Raw genomic sequence first — 22,997 nt, 5'->3', positions numbered from 1 at the left:
CAATTTAGGGGAGTCAGGAATACGGAATACTTCTTATATCGCTTGATTAAATTATATTCTTAAAATGGTAAAAACCCAACTTTTGGACTTGATCCGAAAAAAGTCAAATACTACCCTAAAGTTCTTTCAAGTTACTACAATTCCAGTGAACAGTTGCACACCGATTTGCACACCGAATTAGGTGTGCACATATGATATCATTTGATATCAAAGAAAATGTGTAAAAACAAAAAACACTGAAAATCAATTGATTAACAGTGTTTTTGTCGTTACCTATTTCTAGGTTCGTCGGGGTGGCAGGATTCGAACCTGCGACCTCCGCGTCCCAAACGCGGCGCGATAACCGGGCTACGCTACACCCCGAGAATGGTTAAAACCATCTCAACAATACTACTCTAAAAAAAAGCGGAGAGACAGGGACTCGAACCCTGGCGACAGTTACCCGTCGACAGATTAGCAATCTGCTCCGTTACCACTCCGGCACCTCTCCAATAATTTCAAAGCTCACGCATTAAAAATGCGGTTGCAAATGTACTTTTTCATTCATAAGAACGCAACAATTTTTCAATTTTTTTTTACTTGTTCTTACTATTTGTCCAATTATTCAACTTATCTAATTAAGCTTCAAACAATTCTAGAAACCAACTACTCTGGATATTCTACCCTTAAATGATAAATATTGACCAATTTCTGTTTCAAAATCTTCTTTATCGCTTCTATTTCCTTGAAGGTTATATTGGCATTTAAAAACTGGCCGCCCTTGATTTGGCCTTCAATGATCCTTTCCACGAATTCATCGATTATCAAAAAAGTGGGGTTCTTTAAACTCTTGGAAGCAGCTTCCACAGAATCGGCCATCATTAAAATGGCGGTTTCCTTCGAAAAAGGAATCGGTCCTGGGTATCTAAAATCTTCTTCATTTACCTCCCCTTCCAAGGCCTCCTGTTTTTTGTAAAAATAAAAGACCAATGAAGTTCCATGATGGGTACGAATAAAATCTATTACACGATCCGGCACCTTATTCTTCCTCGCTATTTCTATGCCTTCAATGACGTGGTTAATAATTATGGCCGCCGCATCCCTGGGCTCCAAGTCATCATGAGGGTTTACATTGGTAATCTGGTTTTCCGTGAAATAGGTAGGGTTGTTCATTTTACCAATATCATGGTACAGCGCCCCTACCCTTACCAGCATGGCATTAGCCCCAATTTCGTTCGCTGCGGCTTCCGCCAAATTGGCAACCTGAAGGGAATGATGAAAAGTTCCCGGAGCCTTATTCGACAACTCCTTTAATAATTTGGAATTGGTATCGGACAATTCCAACAAGGAAACATCGGATACCAAACCAAATATTTTCTCATGAATATAAATTAATGGCTGAACAAAGAGCGTAATCATTCCATTCAAGAAAAAATACCCAAAAGCCATCCACTGTATATCTTCCAGGTTACCCTCATGGATCATATGAAAAGCAAAATAACCAATAATATAAATCAGGGTTATCTGGCCTACCGATATAAACAAATTTGCCCTTTTATAGAGTTCGGATACGGACAGGATGGTAACAATACCGGCCAAAGTTTGGAGAAATATATATTCAAAACTGTTGGGCACCACAAAACCCAAAATTAAAACGGTAAGAACATGTACAAAGAGCCCCATTCTTGCATCAAAAAATGTCTTGAGCACCAAGGGCAAAATACATAGAGGAACCACAAAAACATACTCCACATCATATTTGACCACCATGGTGGTCAAAAAGACCATGATAAGAATATTTACTATAATAAAGGTCACTTTGGTATTGTCCCTAAAGATTTCCGGGCGATATTTTTTAAGAAAAAGAAAAAACATCATTAATACCATTGCCACCAATACGGTATAGCCGAACAGTATAAAATATTGATTGTTCTCTTCCCATAACTCCGACTCAAACTCACTTTTCAACGAATCCAATACCCTAACGTCCTCCTGTTCCACCACTTCCCCTTTGGCAATGATGAGCTTGCCCTCGTCCACATTCCCCAACGTATAGGAAATCTTTGAATATTCGGACTCCAGTTCCTTATTGGATAAATCGGCATCAAAACTAACATTAGGTTTTATAAAATTGAAGAACAACTCCTGAAAGGACGGCTCATAAGCCGACAAATTACTTTGAGCCAGTTTTTTCCTAATAACACCCTCTACCTCGGATAAGCTATATACATCATCAAAATTTAATTTAGTGGCTTCATTGTTCTTAACCAGATAAAGACTATTCCTAGTACTCCTACGTTCAATTTTGGACAGAATGCCATTTGCATATAGCTCCGCCAAAACGTCATTGGCAACCCCTTGAATCCTTTCTAGTTCATTCTGGTTGAAACCGGCGGAATTAAAAACCTTACCCAGCTCCTTCCCAATTGTGCTGTCCACTTCGGCTACAATACCGGGGTCATAATAATAGTAGTCTATATGATTGCTTTCTATTTTCTCCTTTTCCTTAATAATTTCCTCCTCGCCCTTATTTATAGAAAAATCGAAAGGCGCATAAAAATTATTGTATTGCCAAGGCTTGCCTTTTTGGTATTCGTACTTAAACTTTCCGCCACGTGGAAAAAAGAATACAATAAAGAAAACAGCCGAGAAATATAAAAAATACTTATAAACCAGGGAATGATTTTTATAAAGGCTATCCAAAAAAGTGCGCATACGGAAAGTATATATAGTCAAAAATAGAAAAATATAAACTTAAAATGACACTTTGCCCAAATAACACCACTTTTGAAACGGACTTATAGAATTTAACCAAGGGGCGTAGGCTTTATTTCATCTATTACCAATACCCAAAAAACAGTGAGGGGTTCATAAATAACTTGGAATATTCTACCGTTGCGCATCTCATTGCACATTAATTTATTAAATTCGCAGATAATAAAAATGAACTTGATGAAAGATGTTGTGATCGTTTCCGCTGTTAGAACACCCATAGGAAGCTTTATGGGAGCATTGTCCACCATTCCGGCACCTGAACTTGGCGCTATTGCCATTAAGGGTGCATTGAGTAAAATTAAATTGGACCCTTCCAAAGTGGAGGAAGTTCTAATGGGAAACGTTGTTCAGGCAGGAACCGGTCAGGCACCAGCAAGACAAGCAGCTATTTATGCCGGCATACCCAATACGGTCCCCTGTACCACAGTCAACAAGGTCTGTGCCTCTGGAATGAAATCGGTGATGATGGCCGCCCAGTCCATAGCATTGGGAGACAATAATATTGTTGTTGCCGGGGGTATGGAAAACATGAGCCTAATACCTCATTATATTCATTTAAGGAGTGGCCAAAAATTTGGGCCCGCCACATTGATCGATGGCATGCAAAAAGATGGACTTGTCGACGCTTATGACCAGCAGGCCATGGGAACATGTGCGGACGCCTGCGCTATTGAATATGAATTTAGCAGGGAAGACCAAGATAATTTTGCCATTCAATCCTACCAAAGATCCGCGAATGCCTGGGCAAGTGGAAAATTTGCCAATGAAGTAGTACCCGTGGAAGTCCCACAAAGAAGGGGCGAACCCATACTGGTAACCGAAGATGAAGAATTTAAAAATGTTAAACTGGATAAAATTCCTGGATTGCGCCCTGCATTTTCCAAGGATGGTACGGTAACGGCAGCCAACGCTTCAACTATTAATGATGGTGCAGCAGCTTTGGTATTAATGAGCAAGGAAAAAGCAAAGGAACTTGGATTAAAACCTTTGGCAACCATAAAAAGTTATGCCGATGCGGCCCAGGAACCCAAGTGGTTCACAACAGCGCCGGCAAAAGCTCTTCCTAAAGCGTTGACCAAAGCCGGTATCGGCATGGAAGATGTTGATTATTTCGAATTTAACGAAGCCTTCTCTGTGGTTGGCCTCGCCAATATGAAAATACTTGGTCTTACAGATAAAAATGTGAATGTGAATGGCGGAGCCGTTTCTTTAGGTCACCCCTTGGGTTGTTCCGGGGCAAGGATCATTATTACATTACTCAACATACTGGATCAAAATAAAGCAAAAATAGGAGCAGCGGCCATATGTAATGGTGGCGGTGGCGCTTCTGCAATAATTATAGAAAGAAATTAATAAGTTCTTGTAAAGCAAGCCCATGCAATACGGTATTTGCCACCTTAGTATTGTCCCAATACGTTCCGTTGCAGACGACACCAGCGAAATGGTTTCCCAACTTTTGTACGGGGAACATTTTAAGGTATTGGATCAGAGAAAAAAATGGAGCAAGATCCGTAATGCTTTCGATAATTTTGAAGGCTGGGTCAGTAATCAGCAATTCACCTTTATTGACGAAGACCTATTTAAGGAAATGGAAAGTCTGGAATCAACAAAAATATCTTCCGAACTTATTTCATTTATAGAAACAGAGAACAATGTACTGCTTCCTATTGTCCTAGGATCGTGCATACCACAAAATTGTCCTTTAAACCACAAGTTCGACGGCTCGTTCACAGTCGGAAAACAGGACAAGGACCAACTCGTAAACAAAGCTCTTCTCTATTTAAACGCTCCTTACCTATGGGGAGGAAAAACCACTTTTGGAATTGACGGTCCGGGATTTACCCAAATGGCCTACAGAACCAACGGCTATCGTTTACTCAGAGGAGCCCAACAGCAATCTACCCAAGGGGAAGCCTTAAGTTTTATTGAGGAAAGTGAACCAGGGGATCTGGCCTTTTTTGACAATAATGATGGCATTATAGACCACGTAGGGATTATCATGGAGAACAACTATGTTATCCATTCCTTTGGCAAGGTCAGAATAGACCGGATAGACCATACAGGAATTTTCAATGCCGAAACAAATACCTATACCCATAAGCTAAGGGTAATCAAAAAAATCATATAAAAAAAGGGCCATCGTTTTGCGATAGGCCCTTTAATATATTGTTGAAATATGGTATTACTCTCCGCTAAGCTTTTTAAGGCGCAAGAAGTTTTCATTATCTCCTAAGGCACCATAAATATTCTTTAATTGGGAAAGAATGCTTTGGTTATCAGGATTCAATTTTAAGGCATCCTCCAAGATTATGGCCCCGTCGCGGAACAAACTATCTTTTTTCTCCTTCAATTCATCATACCTGGCTATATCTTTTTTGGAATTGCCAAGTGAGTTCATTTCATCTATCAAACCGTTACCTTCGTTAACGTAGGTTGTAGAAAGATTCAGTTGTGCATTGACATAGCCTGGATTAATTTCGATTGCCCTTCTATAAGCTTTCCTTGCATCTTCAATTAACCCTTGTTCCATATTGATAACACCAACATTGTAGAACAAATCGGGATTATCAGGAGCAACTTCCGAAGCTTCTGCCATTAAAGCCTTGAATTTCTCCTTATCGCCCATCTTATAGTAAAGATTGGCTTCGTTCAGAATCAAGTTCACATCCTTTGGATCTTTTGCCCTTGCATCCTTATAAGCATCCAACGCATTGTCATCTTGACCCAATTGTGTATATATCAAGGCAATATTCTTTACTATTTCCGTGGTTTTTGAAGGGGTCTTCTCGTCCACTGGATCTTTATAGGCCCCAGATTTAACCATTAATTCTCTTTGTGTTTTCTCCATCTCCTCGACTTCACCAGTAGACACGTTGGTAGCTTTATAAACCATTCCGCCTCCATCATAACCCAAATCCTTTAACTCATTGTAATATTTAAGTGCCTTCTCATAATGTCCTCCATTTACAGCGCTACTGGCCGCATAATAAAGATAAACAGTATCCTGAGGACTTAATTGGTACCCCATATAGAGTTTACCGGCAGCTTCCTCGTACTTTTTGTTATTGTTATCTTCCACAGCAGAATTGATCAGATCAGCGGTCATACCAGAAAGTTTTTCCTTGGCATCCGATCCGTATTTGGCCTTACCACTCTTTTCTTCTACTTCACTTACTTTTTTAAGGGAAGAAATAGCTTCATCAAAAGCACCAGCAGTTCCTTTTTTAGCCAGTTCAGCATAAGCGCTTCCCCTTAAAAAATAATATTGGGCCTGCATTTTTGGGTCTGCACTGGCAATTAGTGAAGATGCACCATCCAATGCTGTTTTCGCAGCCATGGCATCGCCCGACTTTAACGCCTTATCAGCCGTTTTTATCTCATCCTTTTGAGCAATTCCGACTACCGAAAAAAGCATAGTCGAGAGTATTAAAATATTTGTTTTCATTTCAAATTAAATTTACTTATTAGTGTTTAAATGTTATTCTTTGGTTTCCGCACTATCATTATCAAGAGCCGTGCCATCTTCTTCTTTGGCATCTACCTCCAAGGTTGTAATGTCATCTATTTCGTCTTCATCCTTCATAACTTTGGCCACAGCAGCAATGGAATCGTTGCCTTTAATATTAATAAGTCGAACACCCTGTGTTGCCCTACCCATTACTCTTAAATCCTCAACACTCATCCTAATTGCGATACCCGATTTATTGATAATCATTAAATCATCGGAGTCCGAAACATTTTTAATAGCTACCAATCCACCAGTTTTATCGGTAATGGAGATAGTCTTCACCCCTTTACCTCCTCTATTGGTGATTCTATAGTCTTCAATACTGGAACGTTTTCCGTACCCATTCTCGGACACTACCAATATTTCCTCTTCAAAATTATGCACGGCCACCATACCTATTACCTCATCATTATCATGTGCCAGGGTAATTCCACGTACACCGGATGCATTTCTACCCATAGGTCTCGTCTTTACCTCCTCGAACCTAATAGCCTTACCGGACTTTAACCCTAGGAAAATCTGACTTGAACCTGTGGTAAGTTTAGCTTCCAAAAGTTCATCGTCCTCACGAATACTTATCGCATTAATACCATTCTGTCTTGGCCTTGAGTATTGTTCCAAAGATGTTTTTTTAACGATACCCTTTTTGGTCGCCATAATAACATAATGACTGTTTACATATTCCTCATCCTTTAAATCCTGGGTACAGATGAAGGCTTTCACCATATCATCGTTCTCAATATTGATCAAGTTTTGGATAGCACGTCCTTTGGAAGTTTTGGTACCCTCCGGAATTTCATACACGCGCATCCAGAAACATTTACCCTTTTGGGTAAAGAACAACATGTATTGGTGGTTGGTACCCACGAAAAGATGTTCCAAGAAATCTTCATTTCTAGTGGAAGATGCCTTTTGGCCAACACCACCCCTGTTTTGGGTCTTATATTCCGAAAGAGGCGTTCTTTTAATATAACCGGCATGGGAAATGGTAATTACCACTTGCTCATCAGGAATCATATCCTCCATACTTAGGTCACCACCAGCAAAATTTATTTCGGAACGACGGTTATCGCCATACTTGTCCTTAACCTCTAGCAGCTCATCCTTAATTATCTGCATCCTTCGCTCTTTCTTGGCAAGGATATCCTTTAAATCCGCAATGGTCAAGATTATTTCTTCGTACTCCGTCCTTAATTTATCCTGCTCCAGACCTGTCAATTGGCGTAAACGCATTTCAACAATGGCCTTGGCCTGAATTTCACTAAGCTTGAAGCGCTCCATAAGCTTTTCCCTTGCCTCATCAGCATTGGAGGAAGCTCTTATGATCGCAATTACCTCGTCTATATTATCCGAGGCTATAATAAGTCCTTCTAGGATGTGCGCCCTGTCTTCGGCCTTCTTCAGCTCAAACTCCGTGCGCCTTACAACCACTTCGTGACGGTGCTCCACAAAATAGTGGATCATCTCCTTAACGTTCAACAATTGTGGCCTTCCGTTTACAAGTGCAATGTTATTAACACTAAAAGAGGACTGTAAGGAAGTATACTTGTATAAGGTATTAAGTACTATATTTGGAATAGCATCCCTTTTAAGGATATAAACGATACGCATACCGTTCCTATCAGATTCATCCCTTATGGTAGAAATTCCTTCTATCTTTTTTTCATTGACCAGATCGGCAGTCTTCTTGATCATGTCCGCCTTGTTGATCTGATAAGGAATTTCCGTCACTACAATACTCTCTCTTCCCTGAACTTCCTCAAAATTGGCTTTCGCCCTCATTACTACACGACCACGTCCGGTATGGAAAGCCTCCTTAACCCCGTCGTAGCCATAAATTATACCACCTGTTGGAAAATCCGGTGCCTTGATATGGGTAATCAGCTCATCGATCTCAATATCGTTATTGTCAATATAGGCAACGGTACCGTCCACTACTTCCGAGAGGTTATGGGGCGGCATATTGGTCGCCATACCCACTGCAATTCCGGAAGCCCCATTGATCAATAAATTAGGTATCCTAGTAGGGAGTACCGTTGGCTCCTGTAAGGAATCATCAAAATTAAGCTGATGATCCACAGTATCCTTATCAATATCGGCCAACATATCATCCGCAATTTTACGCATACGGGCCTCCGTATAACGCATCGCTGCAGGACTGTCACCATCAACGGAACCAAAGTTTCCCTGGCCATCGACCAACATATACCTTAAACTCCACTCCTGGGCCATACGCACCATGGAATCATAAACAGAAGTATCTCCGTGTGGATGATACTTACCTAATACTTCCCCGACAATACGCGCGGATTTCTTATGGGCACTATTAGATCTAACACCTAACTCGTGCATTCCGAACAAAACCCTTCTATGCACTGGCTTTAAACCATCCCTAACATCTGGCAGGGCACGTGACACAATGACCGACATTGAATAATCAATGTAGGCAGATTTCATTTCATCTTCAATGTTAATCGGAATTAATTTTTCTCCTTCTGCCATTTAAAATCTTCTATTTATTTTTAGTTAAAAAAGCAGGACAATATACGTAAAATCGATACTATACAAGTACTTAGGACAGACTTTTGTGAAGAATTTATTAACACTTCAAATATGAGGTTCGGATAACGATTTGATTGTTAATTTTTTTGCAAATAATGGCTTATTTCGGCAAATCGACCACCTTTAACGAATATTAGGTATAGTATTTGCCATAGATTGATATAGATTTACTATTTTTAAAGTTGAAAGGATATTTTATGGACGACAATTTTTCCCCTAGAGTAAAAGATGTTATTGCTTACAGTAAGGAAGAGGCCTTAAGATTGGGTCACGACTTCATTGGAACCGAGCATTTAATGCTGGGATTACTGCGGGACGGTAATGGAAAAGCAATAAGCATTTTAGACGCATTGGACGTGGACTTGGATCACTTGAGAAGAAAAGTGGAGATATTAAGTCCCGCCAATCCAAATGCTGGCGCTGCACAAAAGGACAAAAAGAACCTGCATCTGACCAGACAGGCGGAGCGTGCGCTGAAAACAACATTTCTAGAAGCTAAATTATTTCAAAGCTCCTCTATCAATACGGCCCATTTATTACTATGTATTTTACGTAATGAAAACGACCCTACCACTAAATTACTACATAAATTAAAAGTGGACTATGATGGAGTAAAAGACCAGTTTAAATCAATGATAACAAGTGATGACGATTATATAGATTCCCCTACTTCGGAATCCTTTCCTAGTGATTCCGATGAGCCCAATGAAGAAAAAGAAGGCACTTTTGGCACTTCCGGTTCCGGGCAAAAGGGAAGCAAAAAATCAAAGACCCCTGTATTGGACAATTTTGGTCGCGACCTGACCAAAATGGCAGAGGAAAACAAATTGGACCCCGTTGTGGGGCGTGAAAAGGAAATTGAAAGGGTTTCCCAAATTCTAAGTAGAAGAAAAAAGAACAATCCTCTGCTAATAGGAGAACCAGGTGTTGGTAAAAGTGCCATTGCCGAAGGACTTGCCCTAAGGATAATCAACAAGAAAGTTTCCAGAATACTATACAATAAAAGGGTAGTAACCCTGGATTTGGCTTCTTTGGTTGCAGGTACCAAATACCGCGGCCAATTTGAAGAGCGAATGAAGGCGGTCATGAACGAACTCGAAAAAAATGATGATGTAATTCTATTCATCGATGAGATCCACACTATTGTAGGTGCCGGCGGGGCCACAGGTAGTTTGGATGCTTCCAATATGTTTAAGCCAGCACTCGCGAGAGGTGAAATTCAATGTATTGGAGCCACCACTTTGGACGAATACAGACAATACATAGAAAAAGATGGTGCCCTAGAAAGACGATTTCAAAAGGTAATCGTTGAGCCTACAACCGTAACCGAGACCATTGAGATCTTAAAGAATATCAAAGGAAAGTACGAGGACCACCATAACGTAATCTACACAGATGAAGCGATAATTGCCTGTGTAAAACTTACCAATAGGTATATGACGGACAGGTATTTACCGGACAAGGCCATTGATGCCCTGGACGAGGCAGGTTCGCGCGTGCATATTGTTAATATGGATGTTCCCAAACAAATATTGGAACTGGAAAAACAATTGGAAGACGTTCGTGAACTAAAAAATACTGTCGTAAAAAAACAAAAATACGAGGAGGCCGCCAAACTAAGGGATGATGAAAAACGAATAGAAAAAGATTTGGCCATTGCCCAAGAACGATGGGAGGAAGACAGTAAGCTACACAAAGAAACCGTTACCGAGGACAATGTTGCCGACGTGGTTTCCATGATGAGCGGTATTCCCGTAAACAGGATTGCACAAACAGAAAGCAATAAATTGGCAGAATTGCCAAAACTTATCAAGAGCAATGTAATTGGTCAGGACGAAGCTGTTGCCAAAGTTGCCAAAGCGATCCAACGTAACCGGGCAGGTCTAAAAGACCCTAACAAACCTATTGGCTCCTTCATCTTTTTAGGGCAAACAGGGGTAGGTAAAACACAACTTGCCAAAATACTGGCCAAGGAGTTATTCGATTCCGAGGACGCCTTGATCAGAGTGGACATGAGTGAATATATGGAGAAATTTGCCATATCAAGACTAGTAGGTGCACCTCCAGGATATGTCGGATACGAAGAAGGCGGACAGTTGACAGAAAAGGTACGCCGTAAGCCTTATTCCGTTATTCTATTGGATGAAATTGAAAAAGCACACCCAGATGTATTCAATATGCTTCTGCAAGTGCTGGATGACGGATATTTAACAGATAGTCTTGGCAGAAAGATCGATTTTAGAAATACGATCATCATAATGACCTCCAATATCGGAGCTAGACAGCTTAAGGATTTTGGCCAAGGAGTTGGTTTTGGAACTTCCGCAAAAAAGGCCCAGGCCGACACCCATCAAAAAAGTGTTATCGAAAACGCCTTAAAGAAGGCCTTTGCACCGGAATTCTTAAACAGAATAGACGACGTTGTTGTATTTAATGCCCTGGAACGCGAAGATATCCACAGGATAATCGATATTGAGTTGAAGAAATTATACCTCAGGATCAAGGATATTGGGTATGATTTACAGCTAACCGATAAGGCCAAGGATTATATTGCCGAAAAAGGCTTTGACAAACAATACGGCGCCAGGCCACTTAAGAGAGCTATTCAAAAATATATTGAAGATGCACTGGCCGAGGAAATCGTAAATTCCAAATTGGAGGAAGGCGATACTATTCATATGGATCTTGATGAGGCCAAGGAAGAACTTACCATTAAGATCAAAAAAGCAGAAAAGTCGTCCAAAACTTAAATTGGACATCTATATTAAACACAAAAAAGGAGTAGCAAAATGCTACTCCTTTTTTTATTTATTCCCCGAGGTTTGTAAGAAATAAATCACAGTAAGCCCCTTTTCATTCCACATAAACGATTAAAGTGTCTTTAATCTAATAATTTTTATAATAGTTATACTTAATTCTACATTCGCTGCAGACACACTATATAAAATACGGAGAATGAAAGTCGGACGACCCAAGAAGACTATTATCGTACGAGAATATCAACTGGACATTGGGAAAGTACAGGTATTTGACGATTACATGGTTTCTATTTTTGACGAAGGAAGCACCATAACCAAAGAAAGAGTATTTCAAATTATTGGCATTATGGAAATTCATTTCAGGAATAAAAACTTCGGTTACATAAGTTTAAGGAAGAACTCATATGCCATTGACCCAATGGTATACAATCAAATTAGGGAAATAGAGAATATTAAGGCTTTTGCTGTAGTTTCAATAAAAGAAATAGACATGCACAATTTTAATATCGAGAGACTATTTTATAAAAAACCTATGAAATTCTTCATTGATCAGGATAATGCCCTGATGTGGGTTAAAAGACGTGTAAGAACATCCAATACAGAATAAAGGTATGTCATTATCATAATTGGTAATGACATACCTTCTATTGCTCACTTTCACCAGTGGCAACATCAGGCTCAGAAACTTGAAAAAGATCTAAAAAGGCCATGCCGATATTATCCAATATACCACTGGCAATCAAGGCTTGAAAACCACATTTCTCTACCGCAATATCAGCTGCTTTTCCATGGATGTATACCCCAAAAATAGCAGCATTCAATGGAGAATAACCCTGAGCGATCATACCCGTGATTACCCCTGTTAGCACATCCCCGCTTCCACCAGTGGCCATACCTGGATTTCCTGTGGTGTTAACATAGCCCATATCCTTATATATAGTCATGGTGTTTGCCCCTTTTATAACCAAAATACAATCGTATTTTTCAGAGAACTCCTTTGCTTTTTTCAACTTGTCAAAGTCATCGGCCCATTTCCCGATTAAACGCTCCAACTCCTTGGGGTGCGGGGTTAAAACGGTCTGGGGAGGCATTTCTTGAAACAAGTCCTGATTTTTGGAAAGAATGTTCAAACCGTCAGCATCTATGACCAAAGGCAGTTTATTCCCCTTTAGAAAATTAGAAAAAGCCTTAACTGTAGTCGCGGTTGTTCCAATTCCAACCCCTATACCAACAACGCTGGGCATTATAATGAAATCAATTTTGGAAATTTCCACTTCTTCATTATCTGTAATTACCATGGCCTCCGGCAATGCCGTCTGCAATGGCAAATATCCACACCTTGGAACAAAAGCCGTTACCAATCCGCTTCCGGCCAACATACTTCCCTTTGCCGCCAAAACAACGGCCCCGATCTTTCCGTAACTTCCACCAATTATCAATGAATGGCCATAACTGCCCTTATGCGAATACTTTTCCCTGGGAATGTACATGGACAGCACTTCGTTCTTACCTATCAACTCATATTGCGGTTTCAACTTAAACATAAACTCTTGGTCCAAGCCAATATCCAGAATCTCCCAATGATCCATATATTTACCCGTTTCTGGAAGAAAAAAAGCAAGTTTAGGCACTTGAAAAGTAAGCACGTAATTTGCTTTTATTACACCTTCTTTATTGGGAAGGCCAGCCTCCATAAAAAGTCCGGAAGGCATATCTATTGAGAGAATAAACGCATTTGAGTTGTTTAGCTGCTGCATAAGCCTTACCACCCATTTATCGGGAACCCTATTCAGTCCTATACCAAAAATAGCATCAACAACAATATCATCTTTTCCTATAACGGGTAATTCCGATTGTTCATTTAGAAAATTGGGCCAAACGCCTTTCTCCTTTAATCGATCTAGGTTTATTAAAAAATCCTTGGACCTGTGTTCGCTATAGTTAACAACAAATACCTCTATATTATAATCGTGATCCTGCAAATGCCTTGCAAGTACCAGCCCATCCCCACCATTGTTGCCGATACCGCAAAACAAATGAATTTTTGTTTGGGCACCCTGCATTCTAGAATGCATCCAATTAAAAATCTGAATTGCAGCCCTTTCCATAAGCTGCTCACTGGTGATTTGTTGCTTTTCTATTGTGAATTTATCAGCTTCGTATATCTGTTTGGCATTAAAAATCTTCATTCTATAAGATATTTTAGAAAAAATTGATGATTTGGCAAAAATCCGCAAAAACATTTGATTGGGTAATCAAAAATACTACATTTGGTTCTTTATTCTTATGATGACTTTTAACAATACGGACAATAAACTACTTAATACACCATTTATAGATGGTTGCATTGCTATTACCGTTATCAGCACCACTACCCCATTGGGGTAAGCTACTACATATACGTCCGTTACACAATTTTATCAAAATTCAGTTTTTCTTACTTAATTCCATTGAACCATGAAAGTTCTAAAATTCGGTGGCACTTCGGTGGCCAACGCCAATAATATAAGCTTAGTAAAAAATATTATCGCAGATCTAGGGTCCAACAAAACCATAGTAGTGGTTTCCGCACTTGGAGGAATTACGGATCTTCTTTTAAAAACCGCCGCTTTAGCTTCTGCACAGGATCAAACCTATAAAACGATACTAAAGGAAATAGAGGACAGACACCTCTTGACCATCAAGGAACTAATCCCAATACATTCCCAGAGTAAGGTACTTAGTAAGGTAAAGAGTGAGCTAAATACCTTGGAAACTCTTTTGGAAGGGGCTTATTTAATTGGCGAGATTACACCTAAACTATCGGATAAAATTGTGAGTTATGGAGAGTTGCTATCTTCCTATATCATAGGCGAATATTTTATTGTTGAAGGAATAGATACCGTACATGCCGATAGCAGACAACTAATAAAGACAAATTCCAATTTTGGAAAAGCGGCCGTCAACTTTAATCTTACGAACAACAATATTACCGAATACGTGGACAAGTGCAATAATTCCGTAATTATTATGGGAGGCTTTATTGCTTCGGCCGTAAATGGAGATTCCACCACCCTAGGGCGTGGAGGATCGGACTATACTGCTGCCATCGTTGCAAATGCCATAAATGCGGAAGTTCTGGAAATATGGACAGATGTAAGCGGTATGTATACCGCCAACCCCAAAATAGTAAAACAGGCCATGGCCATTCCCCATATTTCTTATGAAGAAGCCATGGAGCTGTCGCATTTTGGTGCAAAGGTTCTTTATCCGCCCACGATCCAACCAGTATTGACCAAAGGAATTTCCATCGTCATTAAGAACACCTTCGATCCCAAGGCAGCAGGTACTTTGATTACCAAGAATAAGAATGGACAAGGTAAAACGGTACGGGGAATAAGCCATGTGGAGAATATTGCACTCGTATCCCTTGAAGGACCTGGCATGGTAGGAATTACAGGTATCTCCAAACGCTTTTTCGAAGTGCTATCAACTGCAGGTATCAGTGTTGTAATGATTACCCAGGCATCATCCGAACATTCCATCTGCATAGGAATAGACAATCAGGATGCAGACCATGCAGTACAAGTTATCAATGATGCATTTGACATTGAAATTTCCCTCGGAAAAATAAAACCGGTAATTGCGGAGAAAGATTTGGCCATCATTGCCCTTGTCGGCGATAACATGAAAAGTCACCAAGGACTTAGCGGAAAAATGTTCAGCACCTTAGGTAAGAACAACGTTAATATACGCGCCATAGCCCAAGGTGCATCCGAAAGGAACATATCTGCCGTTATCCTTAAGGAAGATGTAAAAAAAGCTCTCAATACATTGCATGAGGAATTTTTTGAGGAAAATATAAAACAGTTGAATCTGTTTGTCATGGGTGTGGGTAATGTAGGTGCCAAATTTTTGAACCAAATACAATCACAAAAAAAGTATTTAAAAGAGAAGTTAAAACTCAATATAAGGGTTATTGGTATGTCCAATTCCAGGACCATGATATTCGATGAAGATGGCATAGCCCTTAAGAACTGGGAAGAATTGCTAAGCAAGGGAGAAAAGACCGATCTAGACCTGTTCTTCCAAAAAGTAAAAAAACTGAATTACCGAAATAGCATCTTTGTTGACAATACCGCCAGCCAAGAGGTTTCGGAAACTTACAATTCATATTTAAGGAACAGCATATCCGTTGTTACCTGTAATAAAATAGCCTGCTCATCGGCCTATGATAATTATCAGGAGTTAAAGGATCTAGCCAGACAGTACAATGCACCATTTCTTTTTGAAACAAATGTTGGTGCGGGATTACCCATTATCGATACATTAAAGCATCTAGTAGCATCAGGGGACAAAATATTAAAAATTCAAGCGGTACTTTCAGGTAGTTTAAATTTCGTTTTCAACAATTTCAACGATAGTACCACCTTTCATGATGTGGTAAAGCAAGCCCAAGAAGAAGGCTACACGGAGCCAGATCCCAAAATAGATTTAAGTGGGGTGGATGTAATGCGAAAAATATTGATCCTGGCCAGGGAAAGTGGAAATGTACTGAACATAGAGGACATTCAGAACAATCCTTTTCTACCACAGGAGAGTTTGGAAACAACCAACAATGAGGATTTCTTCAAATCTTTGACCAAGTATGAAGCATCGTTTCAAGAGATGTACAAAAAAGCGGTTGAGGAAGACAGTAAATTGAAATATGTGGCGCAATTCGAAAACGGAAAAGCCAGTGTAGGTCTGCAAAGGATACCCAAGGGACATGATTTCTATAATTTGGAAGGCAGTGATAATATCGTATTGTTCTACACAGAACGTTATCCCAACCAACCTATGATTATAAAAGGCGCTGGGGCCGGAGCCGATGTTACTGCCTCTGGAATTTTTGCAGATATTATACGTATAGGTAATTTTTAAAAGTGCCCCACAAGTTTGAAATTTATTTGATGAGAAATGAAAACTAACGAAATTAGAATTTTCTGTCCAGCTACGATAGCCAATGTTTCCTGTGGCTTTGATGTTCTGGGGCTTGCTTTGGATTCCGTAGGAGATGAGATGGTGGTAAGGAAAACCACTGAAAAAGGAATAAAGATTACCAAGCTTACAGGACAGGATCTACCTACCGAAACCCTTCAAAATGTTGCCGGAGTTGCCGGTTTGGCCTTGTTGGCGGAAAGTGATCATGTAGGTGGTTTTGAGATAGAAATTTACAAGAAAATAAAAGCGGGTAGCGGTATAGGAAGCAGTGCAGCCAGTTCTACGGGAGCGGTATGGGCTATGAATCAACTACTGGGCAGCCCCTTTAGCAATCTGGAGTTGGTAAAATTTGCTATGGAAGGAGAGCGATTGGCCAGTGGGGTTGCCCATGCTGACAATGTTGCCCCTGCCCTGTTCGGAGGCTTTACCTTGGTGCGCAGTTACCAACCATTGGACATAGTGAAAATTCCGACTCCTCCAGAATTATACGCAACGGTAATACACCCGCAAATAGAAGTAAGGACCTCAGACTCCAGACGAATCCTAAAAACATCCATTTCCCTGGAAGACGGTATAAAGCAATGGGGAAATGTGGGTGGCCTTATTGCTGGGCTATTTACCAATGATTATGACCTAATAGGCAGGTCCTTGGTAGACCATATCATAGAACCCATTAGATCCATTCTTATTCCGGGATTTGACAAGGTAAAGGAAGATGCCATAGAAGCAGGTGCCCTGGGCTGTGGTATCTCAGGCTCGGGCCCATCTATATTTGCGCTAAGCAAAGGCAAGGAAACTGCCCTTAAAGTGGCCGAGGCTATGAGAAAGGTATATGAAAAAATTGGGGTCGACTATGACGTGCATGTTTCAAAAATAAATACACAAGGGATTAAAATACTGGAAAGCTAATGTATTATATCCTTCAGGTCACTTAAGTCAGAACTCAAAAATTACAACTCATTCTAACAACAATAAATATGAACTTTTATAGCCTAAATCAACAAGCACCCAATGTATCTTTCAAAGACGCAGTTATAAAAGGAATTGCCCCAGATCGTGGGTTATATTTTCCGGAAATAATCGAGGCACTGCCAAATGATTTTTTTAACAAGATAGAAGATTACTCCAATCATGAAATTGCCTTTTTGGCCATACAACAATTTGTGGGCAAGGATATTCCTGAAGACGTGCTTAAAGAAATTCTTGCCGATGTTTTGGATTTTGATTTTCCCGTTGTGGAAATTGAGGACGACGTGGCCGTATTGGAACTTTTTCATGGTCCTACCTTGGCCTTTAAGGACGTGGGCGCAAGATTTATGGCCAGATGCCTTGGCTATTTTTCAACCGAAAACACTAAAGATGTAACCGTATTGGTAGCTACATCCGGAGATACCGGAGGTGCAGTGGCCAATGGATTTCTTGGAGTGGACGGAGTTAAGGTTGTTATTCTATACCCTAGTGGAAAGGTCAGCGATATTCAAGAAAAACAGTTGACCACATTGGGCAAAAACATTACTGCCCTAGAAGTTGAAGGCACTTTCGACGACTGCCAAAACATGGTAAAAACAGCTTTCTTGGACGAAGAGTTGATCCAAAACATGCAATTGACCTCGGCCAATAGCATCAATGTGGCCAGATGGCTTCCTCAAATGTTTTATTTCCTGTTCGCATACAAGGAGATGAAGTCCAAGGGCAAGGATATTATATTTTCTGTCCCTAGTGGAAATTTTGGAAACATCTGTGCAGGTATTATGGCACAAAGACTGGGAATGCCCACCAAACATTTTATTGCCTCAACGAACGTCAATGACGTGGTTCCTCGTTACATGGATACAGGAGCATATGACCCAAAAGCTTCCATCGCCACCATTTCCAACGCCATGGATGTTGGTGATCCCAGTAATTTTATTAGGATAAGGCATTTGTACAAAGATAATTTTGAGGAGCTGTCCAAAAACATATCTTCTTATTCATTTACAGATAAGGAGACCAAAGAAGCCATGTTGAAATTATACAACGACTTTACTTATGTGGCCGATCCCCACGGGGCCGTTGGTTATTTGGGCTTAAAGAAGTATCAACAAACCCATCCGGATACTTACGGCATTTTTCTAGAAACTGCACACCCTGTCAAGTTCTTGGATGTCGTGGAGGATACCATTCGTGAAAATATTGATTTACCGGAGAGTATTGTAAAAGTAATGGGCAAAAAGAAAAAGTCGATTAAAATCTCCCTATATGACGAGCTGAAAGGTTACCTATTGGGTAAATAAAATTTTATCTTAGTTAAAGATTTTTTTACACTTGGCCAATGCCGAGGCTATTACCTGGTGCATATCGTAGTACTTATACTCGGCCAGCCTTCCTCCAAAAATGATATTGTCCCTTTCGGATAAGGTCTTGTACTTGGAGTAAATGTCACTGTTTCGTTGATCATTGATGGGATAATAAGGCTCCTTATTGCCAGACCATTCCGTAGGGTATTCTTTTGTTATTACGGTCTTTTTCTGTGTTCCAAATTCAAAATGCTTATGCTCTAAAATCCGGGTATATGGAATGTCTGAAGCTGTATAATTTACGACTGCATTACCCTGATAATTTTCCATATCCAGGGTTTCATGCTTAAAATCCAGGCTCCTATATTCCAGCTTACCATATTGGTAATCATAAAACTCATCAATCTTGCCTGTGAACACTACCTGATCGGCCATTGCGACCAATTCCGTTTTATCCTTAAAAAAGTCGACCTCTAAGCGAGTTTCTATGCCTTCCAACAAACCATTGATCAACTTATTGTAACCCCCGATGGGAATTCCTTGGTATTTGTCATTGAAATAATTATTATCGAAGGTAAATCGCAACGGCAATCTTTTTATAATAAAAGCAGGCAGTTCCGTGGCTTTTCGTCCCCATTGTTTCTCCGTATACCCTTTTATCAACTTTTCGTAGATATCCTTACCTACCAGAGACAAGGCCTGTTCTTCCAAATTTTTTGGAATTTCAACCCCTACTTCCTTTACTTGTTCAGCAATAACCGACTTAGCTTCTTCAGGCGTCTTTACCTTCCATAACTGATAAAAGGTGTTCATATTGAAGGGCAAATTATAAAGTTCATCCTTATAATTGGCCACGGGTGAATTGGTATATCTATTAAATTCCACAAAACTATTTACATAATCCCAAATTGCTTTGTCATTGGTATGAAAAATATGGGCTCCGTACTTATGAACATTTATACCTTCCACTTCCTCGCAATAAACATTACCTCCAAGATGTGGACGTTTATCAATTACCAGACATTTTTTTCCTTTCTTCTTGGCCTCGTGGGCAAATACGGCGCCAAAAAGTCCAGCTCCCACAATAAGGTAGTCGTATTTCATTATAGGTAGATTAGTATCCAATAGGAATAAAAAAGTAAAACTAGTGTATATTATAACGTTTACGAATTGAAATCAAAAAAAAAATCCCCTTTGCCATAACATGGTTATATTTGTAGAGCTTAAAGAACCGACCCAAAATGGCCAATTTATATTATATCTCCCGAAATTACAAAGCTACCAACAGTGCGGCCTCCAAGCCGAAAACAGATTGTGAGCGAATCTTGGACACCATAGGTTTCCGAAATTTAGGATTTAAACAGACTACTTATGCAAGTTCTGCTATTGGTGCGGTAGTAAGTTTTTTTGGAATAACCAAGGGCGTAATTCGTTTGCCAAAAAATTCCACTTTGGCCATACAATACCCTCTAAGCAAATATTACAAATACATCACTACCATAGCCGGAATAAAAAAATGCAAAATCGTGTTGATCATTCATGATGTTAAATACCTCATGGGAAAAAACAAGGATATTGCCCGGGAAATGAAAAAATTCTCATGTGCCGATGTAATCATTGTACATAACGACAACATGAAAAAATGGTTCGAGCAACAAGGGGCTACTGCCCAATTGATCCCCCTATACATGTTCGATTATTTGGATAACAACAGTAGCTATACTGCTCCGGAACTTTCTAACAATGGCCTATTCGATGTAGTTTTCGCCGGTGGCTTGGGAATAGCAAAAAGTGCCTTTATCTATAAATTGGATGCCTTAAAAAATAATAGTTTTCATTTAAAACTATACGGCAGCGGTTTTATCAAAGACGATGTGGACCCGGCCAACACCATCATAAGTTTTGAGGGCATGTATTCTCCGGATGAAGTTGCCAAACACATAAAAGGTTCCTTCGGTTTGGTCTGGAACGGGAATTCCATTGACGAATGTGCCGGTCATTTTGGGCAATACCTTTTATATAACAATCCCCATAAGACATCTCTATACTTACTCTGTGGCCTTCCCATCATTATATGGGACAAAGCTGCCATTGCCGCTGTGATTAAAGAACGCCAATTGGGCATTTGTATTTCCTCCTTGGAGGAGTTGGACGGTAAATTAAAAAACCTGTCCCATGAAGACTACCAAAAAATGGTAAAAAATGTAGCCGAAGTCAGAAAAGAAATCATTTCCGGTGGATTTTTAAAAGCAGCTATGGATAAGGCACTCCTAGCACTTTCTTAGTACCCTGTATCGAAATATTTAATCCAATGGTGGCAATTTAAATTGATCCAGCGGACTGGATTGTTTCATCACTGCCTCTATAGCTTCCGTTGTCCTAGGGGCCATTCCCGATAAATTAACAGGACCATTTTTGGTGATAAGAATATCGTCTTCGATCCTTACGGCTATCCCCCACCACTTTTTATCGCAATCGCTCCCCTCCGGAATGTAAATTCCTGGTTCCACTGTAATCACCGTATTTTCCTTAAAGGGCTGATAAGTGCCCTTATCATGAACATCCAATCCCAAATAATGGGATGTGCCATGTGGAAAATAATTTCTGGCCTCCTCCGGGCTTCCAATAATTCCCAGCTTCATCAACCCTCTGGCAACAACTTCACTAGCGGCCTGCCCAGGGGCCTGAAAAGAAGCCCCTATTACACTAGCCCTTATCCCCGCCTCTTGTGCATTGTATACAATATCGTAAATTTGTTTTTGTTCCTTTGAAAATTTGCCATTGGCCGGAATGGTCCGGGTTACATCGGCAGTATAACCATGATATTCGGCTCCTAAATCCATCAAAACCAAATCGTTCCCAACCTTAGGTTTATTATTCTCTATATAATGTAGAATACAGCCATTATTGCCTCCACCCACAATGGAAGGATACCCCTCATATTCGGCACCGTACTTCTTATAAACAAACTCATGCACCCCTTGTATTTCCATCTCGGACATATTGGGATGCATGGCCTTCATAACCTCTATTTGCCCTACTGCCGAAATCTCCACGGCCTTCTTCAGAAGTACCAACTCTTCTTTGGTCTTAACTTCCCTTAAGGTGTTCATTATTTCCTCCAACTTAGCGCTGTTAAGGTTATTGGATTTCAATTGCAGGGCCACTTTTTCCTTGATTTCGATCCGGGACCTATCATCTGAAGCCTCCACAAAATCGACCAACAATTTGTCCGATTTTAATTCCTGGTAATAATTTAAATACCTCCCCAGGGTTTGGGCCACATTGGCACTATTTTCCAATTCCGTTGACTTGATCATGCTGTAAAGCTGTTGTTTGGTGGCATCGTAATCTGACGGATAATTGGATTTGTCCTTAAATGTCCTTATCAAATCAAATATATCAGCTGGGTCATTGGTATCCCTAAAATCATTATTAAAATCAAAAAACAGTACATTTTCAAACTGGGAAAAATCAATATCCGAATTTAAAAATTCTTCCGCATTAAACGCTTGTTCAAACCCCAATTGCCCTTTAACCCCTTCTACTCCCAATCGTTTTCCATTCCACTGTTCGGCCTTTTCATCCCTTTTCTGGGCATAGAGCACCTCATCATAATTATTCCCTTCCTTATCCTTTTGCATTTCGGAAAATATGAGCAAAAGAGCATTAGGTTCCTTATATCCAGTTAAATAATAAAAATCCGGATCTTGATGGTATATATAATCCACGTCGTTCGCCCTATTCCTAACGGCTGCGGCAAAAAATACCGCCACACTATTTGGAGGCATAGCCTTGCGCACTTCCTGACGCCTTCCCTTATGAAAATCTGCAGGTAGAAAATCGTTGGGAACTTCCTGGGCCTGAAACCAAGATGTTAAAAAAAGAAATAAAGAAATCATTATTAAATTCCTCATAGTCATCATTAAATTAATGTTTAAAAATAATCAATTATAATACCACATTGACTAATACTTCGCCAGAAAACTTGGAAAAGCAAACTGGACAATCCCTAAAGGGACAAAAAATGTTCACTGCTCGGTTAAAAAGTGAACATCCCTCCTCCCCCAAATTATCAAAGTAAGAATTCAAATTAACATTAATTTGTGCAAAACAAAAAGTATATAGATTCTCCCTTAGATTAATTTTCGATATTTTTACGCCTCAAATTATTCA

At 39.9% G+C, this 22,997-nt stretch carries 15 protein-coding genes and 2 tRNA genes; 9 read left to right on the top strand and 8 right to left on the bottom strand.

The window, feature by feature from the left end:
- Nucleotides 1-288 precede the first annotated feature (288 nt).
- From MWU82_RS07430 to MWU82_RS07420, 3 genes are all read right to left on the bottom strand, one after another.
- A tRNA-Pro gene (locus MWU82_RS07430) sits at nucleotides 289-363 on the bottom strand.
- Nucleotides 364-406: 43 nt separating this feature from the next.
- Nucleotides 407-490: transfer RNA gene (locus tag MWU82_RS07425), tRNA-Ser, on the bottom strand.
- 155 nt (nucleotides 491-645) lie between these two features.
- Nucleotides 646-2,694, bottom strand: coding sequence for an HDIG domain-containing metalloprotein (locus MWU82_RS07420; RefSeq protein ID WP_247095883.1), 2,049 nt, complete (start codon nucleotides 2,692-2,694; stop codon nucleotides 646-648).
- A gap of 237 nt (nucleotides 2,695-2,931) precedes the next feature.
- On the opposite strand from MWU82_RS07420, the gene MWU82_RS07415 reads away from it, so the two are divergent.
- Together MWU82_RS07415 and MWU82_RS07410 are read left to right on the top strand one after the other, a co-directional pair.
- Nucleotides 2,932-4,107: an acetyl-CoA C-acyltransferase gene (locus MWU82_RS07415; RefSeq protein WP_247095888.1), complete on the top strand. Its 1,176-nt coding sequence runs from the start codon at nucleotides 2,932-2,934 to the stop codon at nucleotides 4,105-4,107.
- A 22-nt stretch (nucleotides 4,108-4,129) separates the two neighbouring features.
- Nucleotides 4,130-4,882 carry an NlpC/P60 family protein gene (locus MWU82_RS07410; protein ID WP_215946564.1) on the top strand — a complete coding sequence of 251 codons (753 nt, stop codon included), beginning with the start codon at nucleotides 4,130-4,132 and terminating at the stop codon, nucleotides 4,880-4,882.
- Between the two features lie 54 nt (nucleotides 4,883-4,936).
- Here MWU82_RS07410 and MWU82_RS07405 read toward each other — a convergent pair whose 3' ends face one another.
- Complete coding sequence (locus tag MWU82_RS07405) at nucleotides 4,937-6,199, bottom strand: tetratricopeptide repeat protein (protein ID WP_215946563.1); 1,263 nt, start codon at nucleotides 6,197-6,199, stop codon at nucleotides 4,937-4,939.
- Nucleotides 6,200-6,232: 33 nt separating this feature from the next.
- A complete protein-coding gene (gene gyrA / locus MWU82_RS07400) occupies nucleotides 6,233-8,764 on the bottom strand; it encodes a DNA gyrase subunit A (protein WP_215946562.1) in 2,532 nt (843 codons plus the stop codon).
- A 257-nt stretch (nucleotides 8,765-9,021) separates the two neighbouring features.
- Here gyrA and MWU82_RS07395 point away from each other — a divergent pair, with 257 nt between their 5' ends.
- Both MWU82_RS07395 and MWU82_RS07390 read left to right on the top strand, forming a co-directional pair.
- The gene (locus tag MWU82_RS07395) at nucleotides 9,022-11,574 is read left to right on the top strand and encodes an ATP-dependent Clp protease ATP-binding subunit (RefSeq protein ID WP_247095881.1); all 2,553 of its coding nucleotides are present in this window, start codon (nucleotides 9,022-9,024) and stop codon (nucleotides 11,572-11,574) included.
- Between the two features lie 205 nt (nucleotides 11,575-11,779).
- Nucleotides 11,780-12,190 carry an STAS/SEC14 domain-containing protein gene (locus tag MWU82_RS07390; RefSeq protein WP_215946560.1) on the top strand — a complete coding sequence of 137 codons (411 nt, stop codon included), beginning with the start codon at nucleotides 11,780-11,782 and terminating at the stop codon, nucleotides 12,188-12,190.
- A gap of 37 nt (nucleotides 12,191-12,227) precedes the next feature.
- Here the strand turns inward: MWU82_RS07390 and MWU82_RS07385 are convergent, their stop codons facing one another.
- Nucleotides 12,228-13,772 carry an NAD(P)H-hydrate dehydratase gene (locus tag MWU82_RS07385; RefSeq protein ID WP_247095879.1) on the bottom strand — a complete coding sequence of 515 codons (1,545 nt, stop codon included), beginning with the start codon at nucleotides 13,770-13,772 and terminating at the stop codon, nucleotides 12,228-12,230.
- 58 nt (nucleotides 13,773-13,830) lie between these two features.
- Between MWU82_RS07385 and MWU82_RS07380 the strand changes: the two genes are divergently transcribed.
- From MWU82_RS07380 to thrC, 4 genes are all read left to right on the top strand, one after another.
- On the top strand, nucleotides 13,831-13,971 hold the full coding sequence (locus MWU82_RS07380) for a hypothetical protein (protein WP_215946558.1): 141 nt from the start codon (nucleotides 13,831-13,833) through the stop codon (nucleotides 13,969-13,971).
- Nucleotides 13,972-14,040: 69 nt separating this feature from the next.
- Nucleotides 14,041-16,485: a bifunctional aspartate kinase/homoserine dehydrogenase I gene (thrA, locus tag MWU82_RS07375; protein ID WP_215946557.1), complete on the top strand. Its 2,445-nt coding sequence runs from the start codon at nucleotides 14,041-14,043 to the stop codon at nucleotides 16,483-16,485.
- Between the two features lie 36 nt (nucleotides 16,486-16,521).
- Nucleotides 16,522-17,454, top strand: a complete 933-nt coding sequence (locus MWU82_RS07370; RefSeq protein WP_247095877.1) for a homoserine kinase — start codon at nucleotides 16,522-16,524, stop codon at nucleotides 17,452-17,454.
- A gap of 68 nt (nucleotides 17,455-17,522) precedes the next feature.
- On the top strand, nucleotides 17,523-18,818 hold the full coding sequence (gene thrC / locus MWU82_RS07365) for a threonine synthase (protein ID WP_247095875.1): 1,296 nt from the start codon (nucleotides 17,523-17,525) through the stop codon (nucleotides 18,816-18,818).
- A 9-nt stretch (nucleotides 18,819-18,827) separates the two neighbouring features.
- On the opposite strand, the gene glf is transcribed toward thrC, so the two are convergent.
- Nucleotides 18,828-19,925, bottom strand: coding sequence for a UDP-galactopyranose mutase (gene glf, locus MWU82_RS07360; RefSeq protein WP_247095874.1), 1,098 nt, complete (start codon nucleotides 19,923-19,925; stop codon nucleotides 18,828-18,830).
- Nucleotides 19,926-20,062: 137 nt separating this feature from the next.
- Here glf and MWU82_RS07355 point away from each other — a divergent pair, with 137 nt between their 5' ends.
- Nucleotides 20,063-21,106, top strand: a complete 1,044-nt coding sequence (locus tag MWU82_RS07355) for a beta-1,6-galactofuranosyltransferase (protein WP_247095872.1) — start codon at nucleotides 20,063-20,065, stop codon at nucleotides 21,104-21,106.
- Nucleotides 21,107-21,124: 18 nt separating this feature from the next.
- Here MWU82_RS07355 and MWU82_RS07350 read toward each other — a convergent pair whose 3' ends face one another.
- The gene (locus MWU82_RS07350) at nucleotides 21,125-22,744 is read right to left on the bottom strand and encodes an aminopeptidase P family protein (protein ID WP_247095886.1); all 1,620 of its coding nucleotides are present in this window, start codon (nucleotides 22,742-22,744) and stop codon (nucleotides 21,125-21,127) included.
- Between the last annotated feature and the right edge of the window lie 253 nt (nucleotides 22,745-22,997).

Origin of the sequence: Arenibacter sp. S6351L (assembly GCF_023016025.1) — a bacterium.
In the GTDB taxonomy this organism is placed as follows: domain Bacteria; phylum Bacteroidota; class Bacteroidia; order Flavobacteriales; family Flavobacteriaceae; genus Arenibacter; species Arenibacter algicola_B.
This window is presented reverse-complemented; position numbering and strand designations above follow the sequence as displayed.

Bases quoted from the DNA above. Each gene is read 5' to 3' on its own strand.
- glf (WP_247095874.1), bottom strand. From the start codon at position 19,925: ATGAAATACGACTACCTTATTGTGGGAGCTGGACTTTTTGGCGCCGTA.
- MWU82_RS07420 (WP_247095883.1), bottom strand. From the start codon at position 2,694: ATGCGCACTTTTTTGGATAGCCTTTATAAAAATCATTCCCTGGTTTAT.
- MWU82_RS07395 (WP_247095881.1), top strand. From the start codon at position 9,022: ATGGACGACAATTTTTCCCCTAGAGTAAAAGATGTTATTGCTTACAGT.
- MWU82_RS07405 (WP_215946563.1), bottom strand. From the start codon at position 6,199: ATGAAAACAAATATTTTAATACTCTCGACTATGCTTTTTTCGGTAGTC.
- gyrA (WP_215946562.1), bottom strand. From the start codon at position 8,764: ATGGCAGAAGGAGAAAAATTAATTCCGATTAACATTGAAGATGAAATG.
- MWU82_RS07410 (WP_215946564.1), top strand. From the start codon at position 4,130: ATGCAATACGGTATTTGCCACCTTAGTATTGTCCCAATACGTTCCGTT.
- MWU82_RS07350 (WP_247095886.1), bottom strand. From the start codon at position 22,744: ATGACTATGAGGAATTTAATAATGATTTCTTTATTTCTTTTTTTAACA.
- MWU82_RS07355 (WP_247095872.1), top strand. From the start codon at position 20,063: ATGGCCAATTTATATTATATCTCCCGAAATTACAAAGCTACCAACAGT.
- MWU82_RS07370 (WP_247095877.1), top strand. From the start codon at position 16,522: ATGAAAACTAACGAAATTAGAATTTTCTGTCCAGCTACGATAGCCAAT.
- thrC (WP_247095875.1), top strand. From the start codon at position 17,523: ATGAACTTTTATAGCCTAAATCAACAAGCACCCAATGTATCTTTCAAA.
- MWU82_RS07390 (WP_215946560.1), top strand. From the start codon at position 11,780: ATGAAAGTCGGACGACCCAAGAAGACTATTATCGTACGAGAATATCAA.
- thrA (WP_215946557.1), top strand. From the start codon at position 14,041: ATGAAAGTTCTAAAATTCGGTGGCACTTCGGTGGCCAACGCCAATAAT.
- MWU82_RS07415 (WP_247095888.1), top strand. From the start codon at position 2,932: ATGAAAGATGTTGTGATCGTTTCCGCTGTTAGAACACCCATAGGAAGC.
- MWU82_RS07385 (WP_247095879.1), bottom strand. From the start codon at position 13,772: ATGAAGATTTTTAATGCCAAACAGATATACGAAGCTGATAAATTCACA.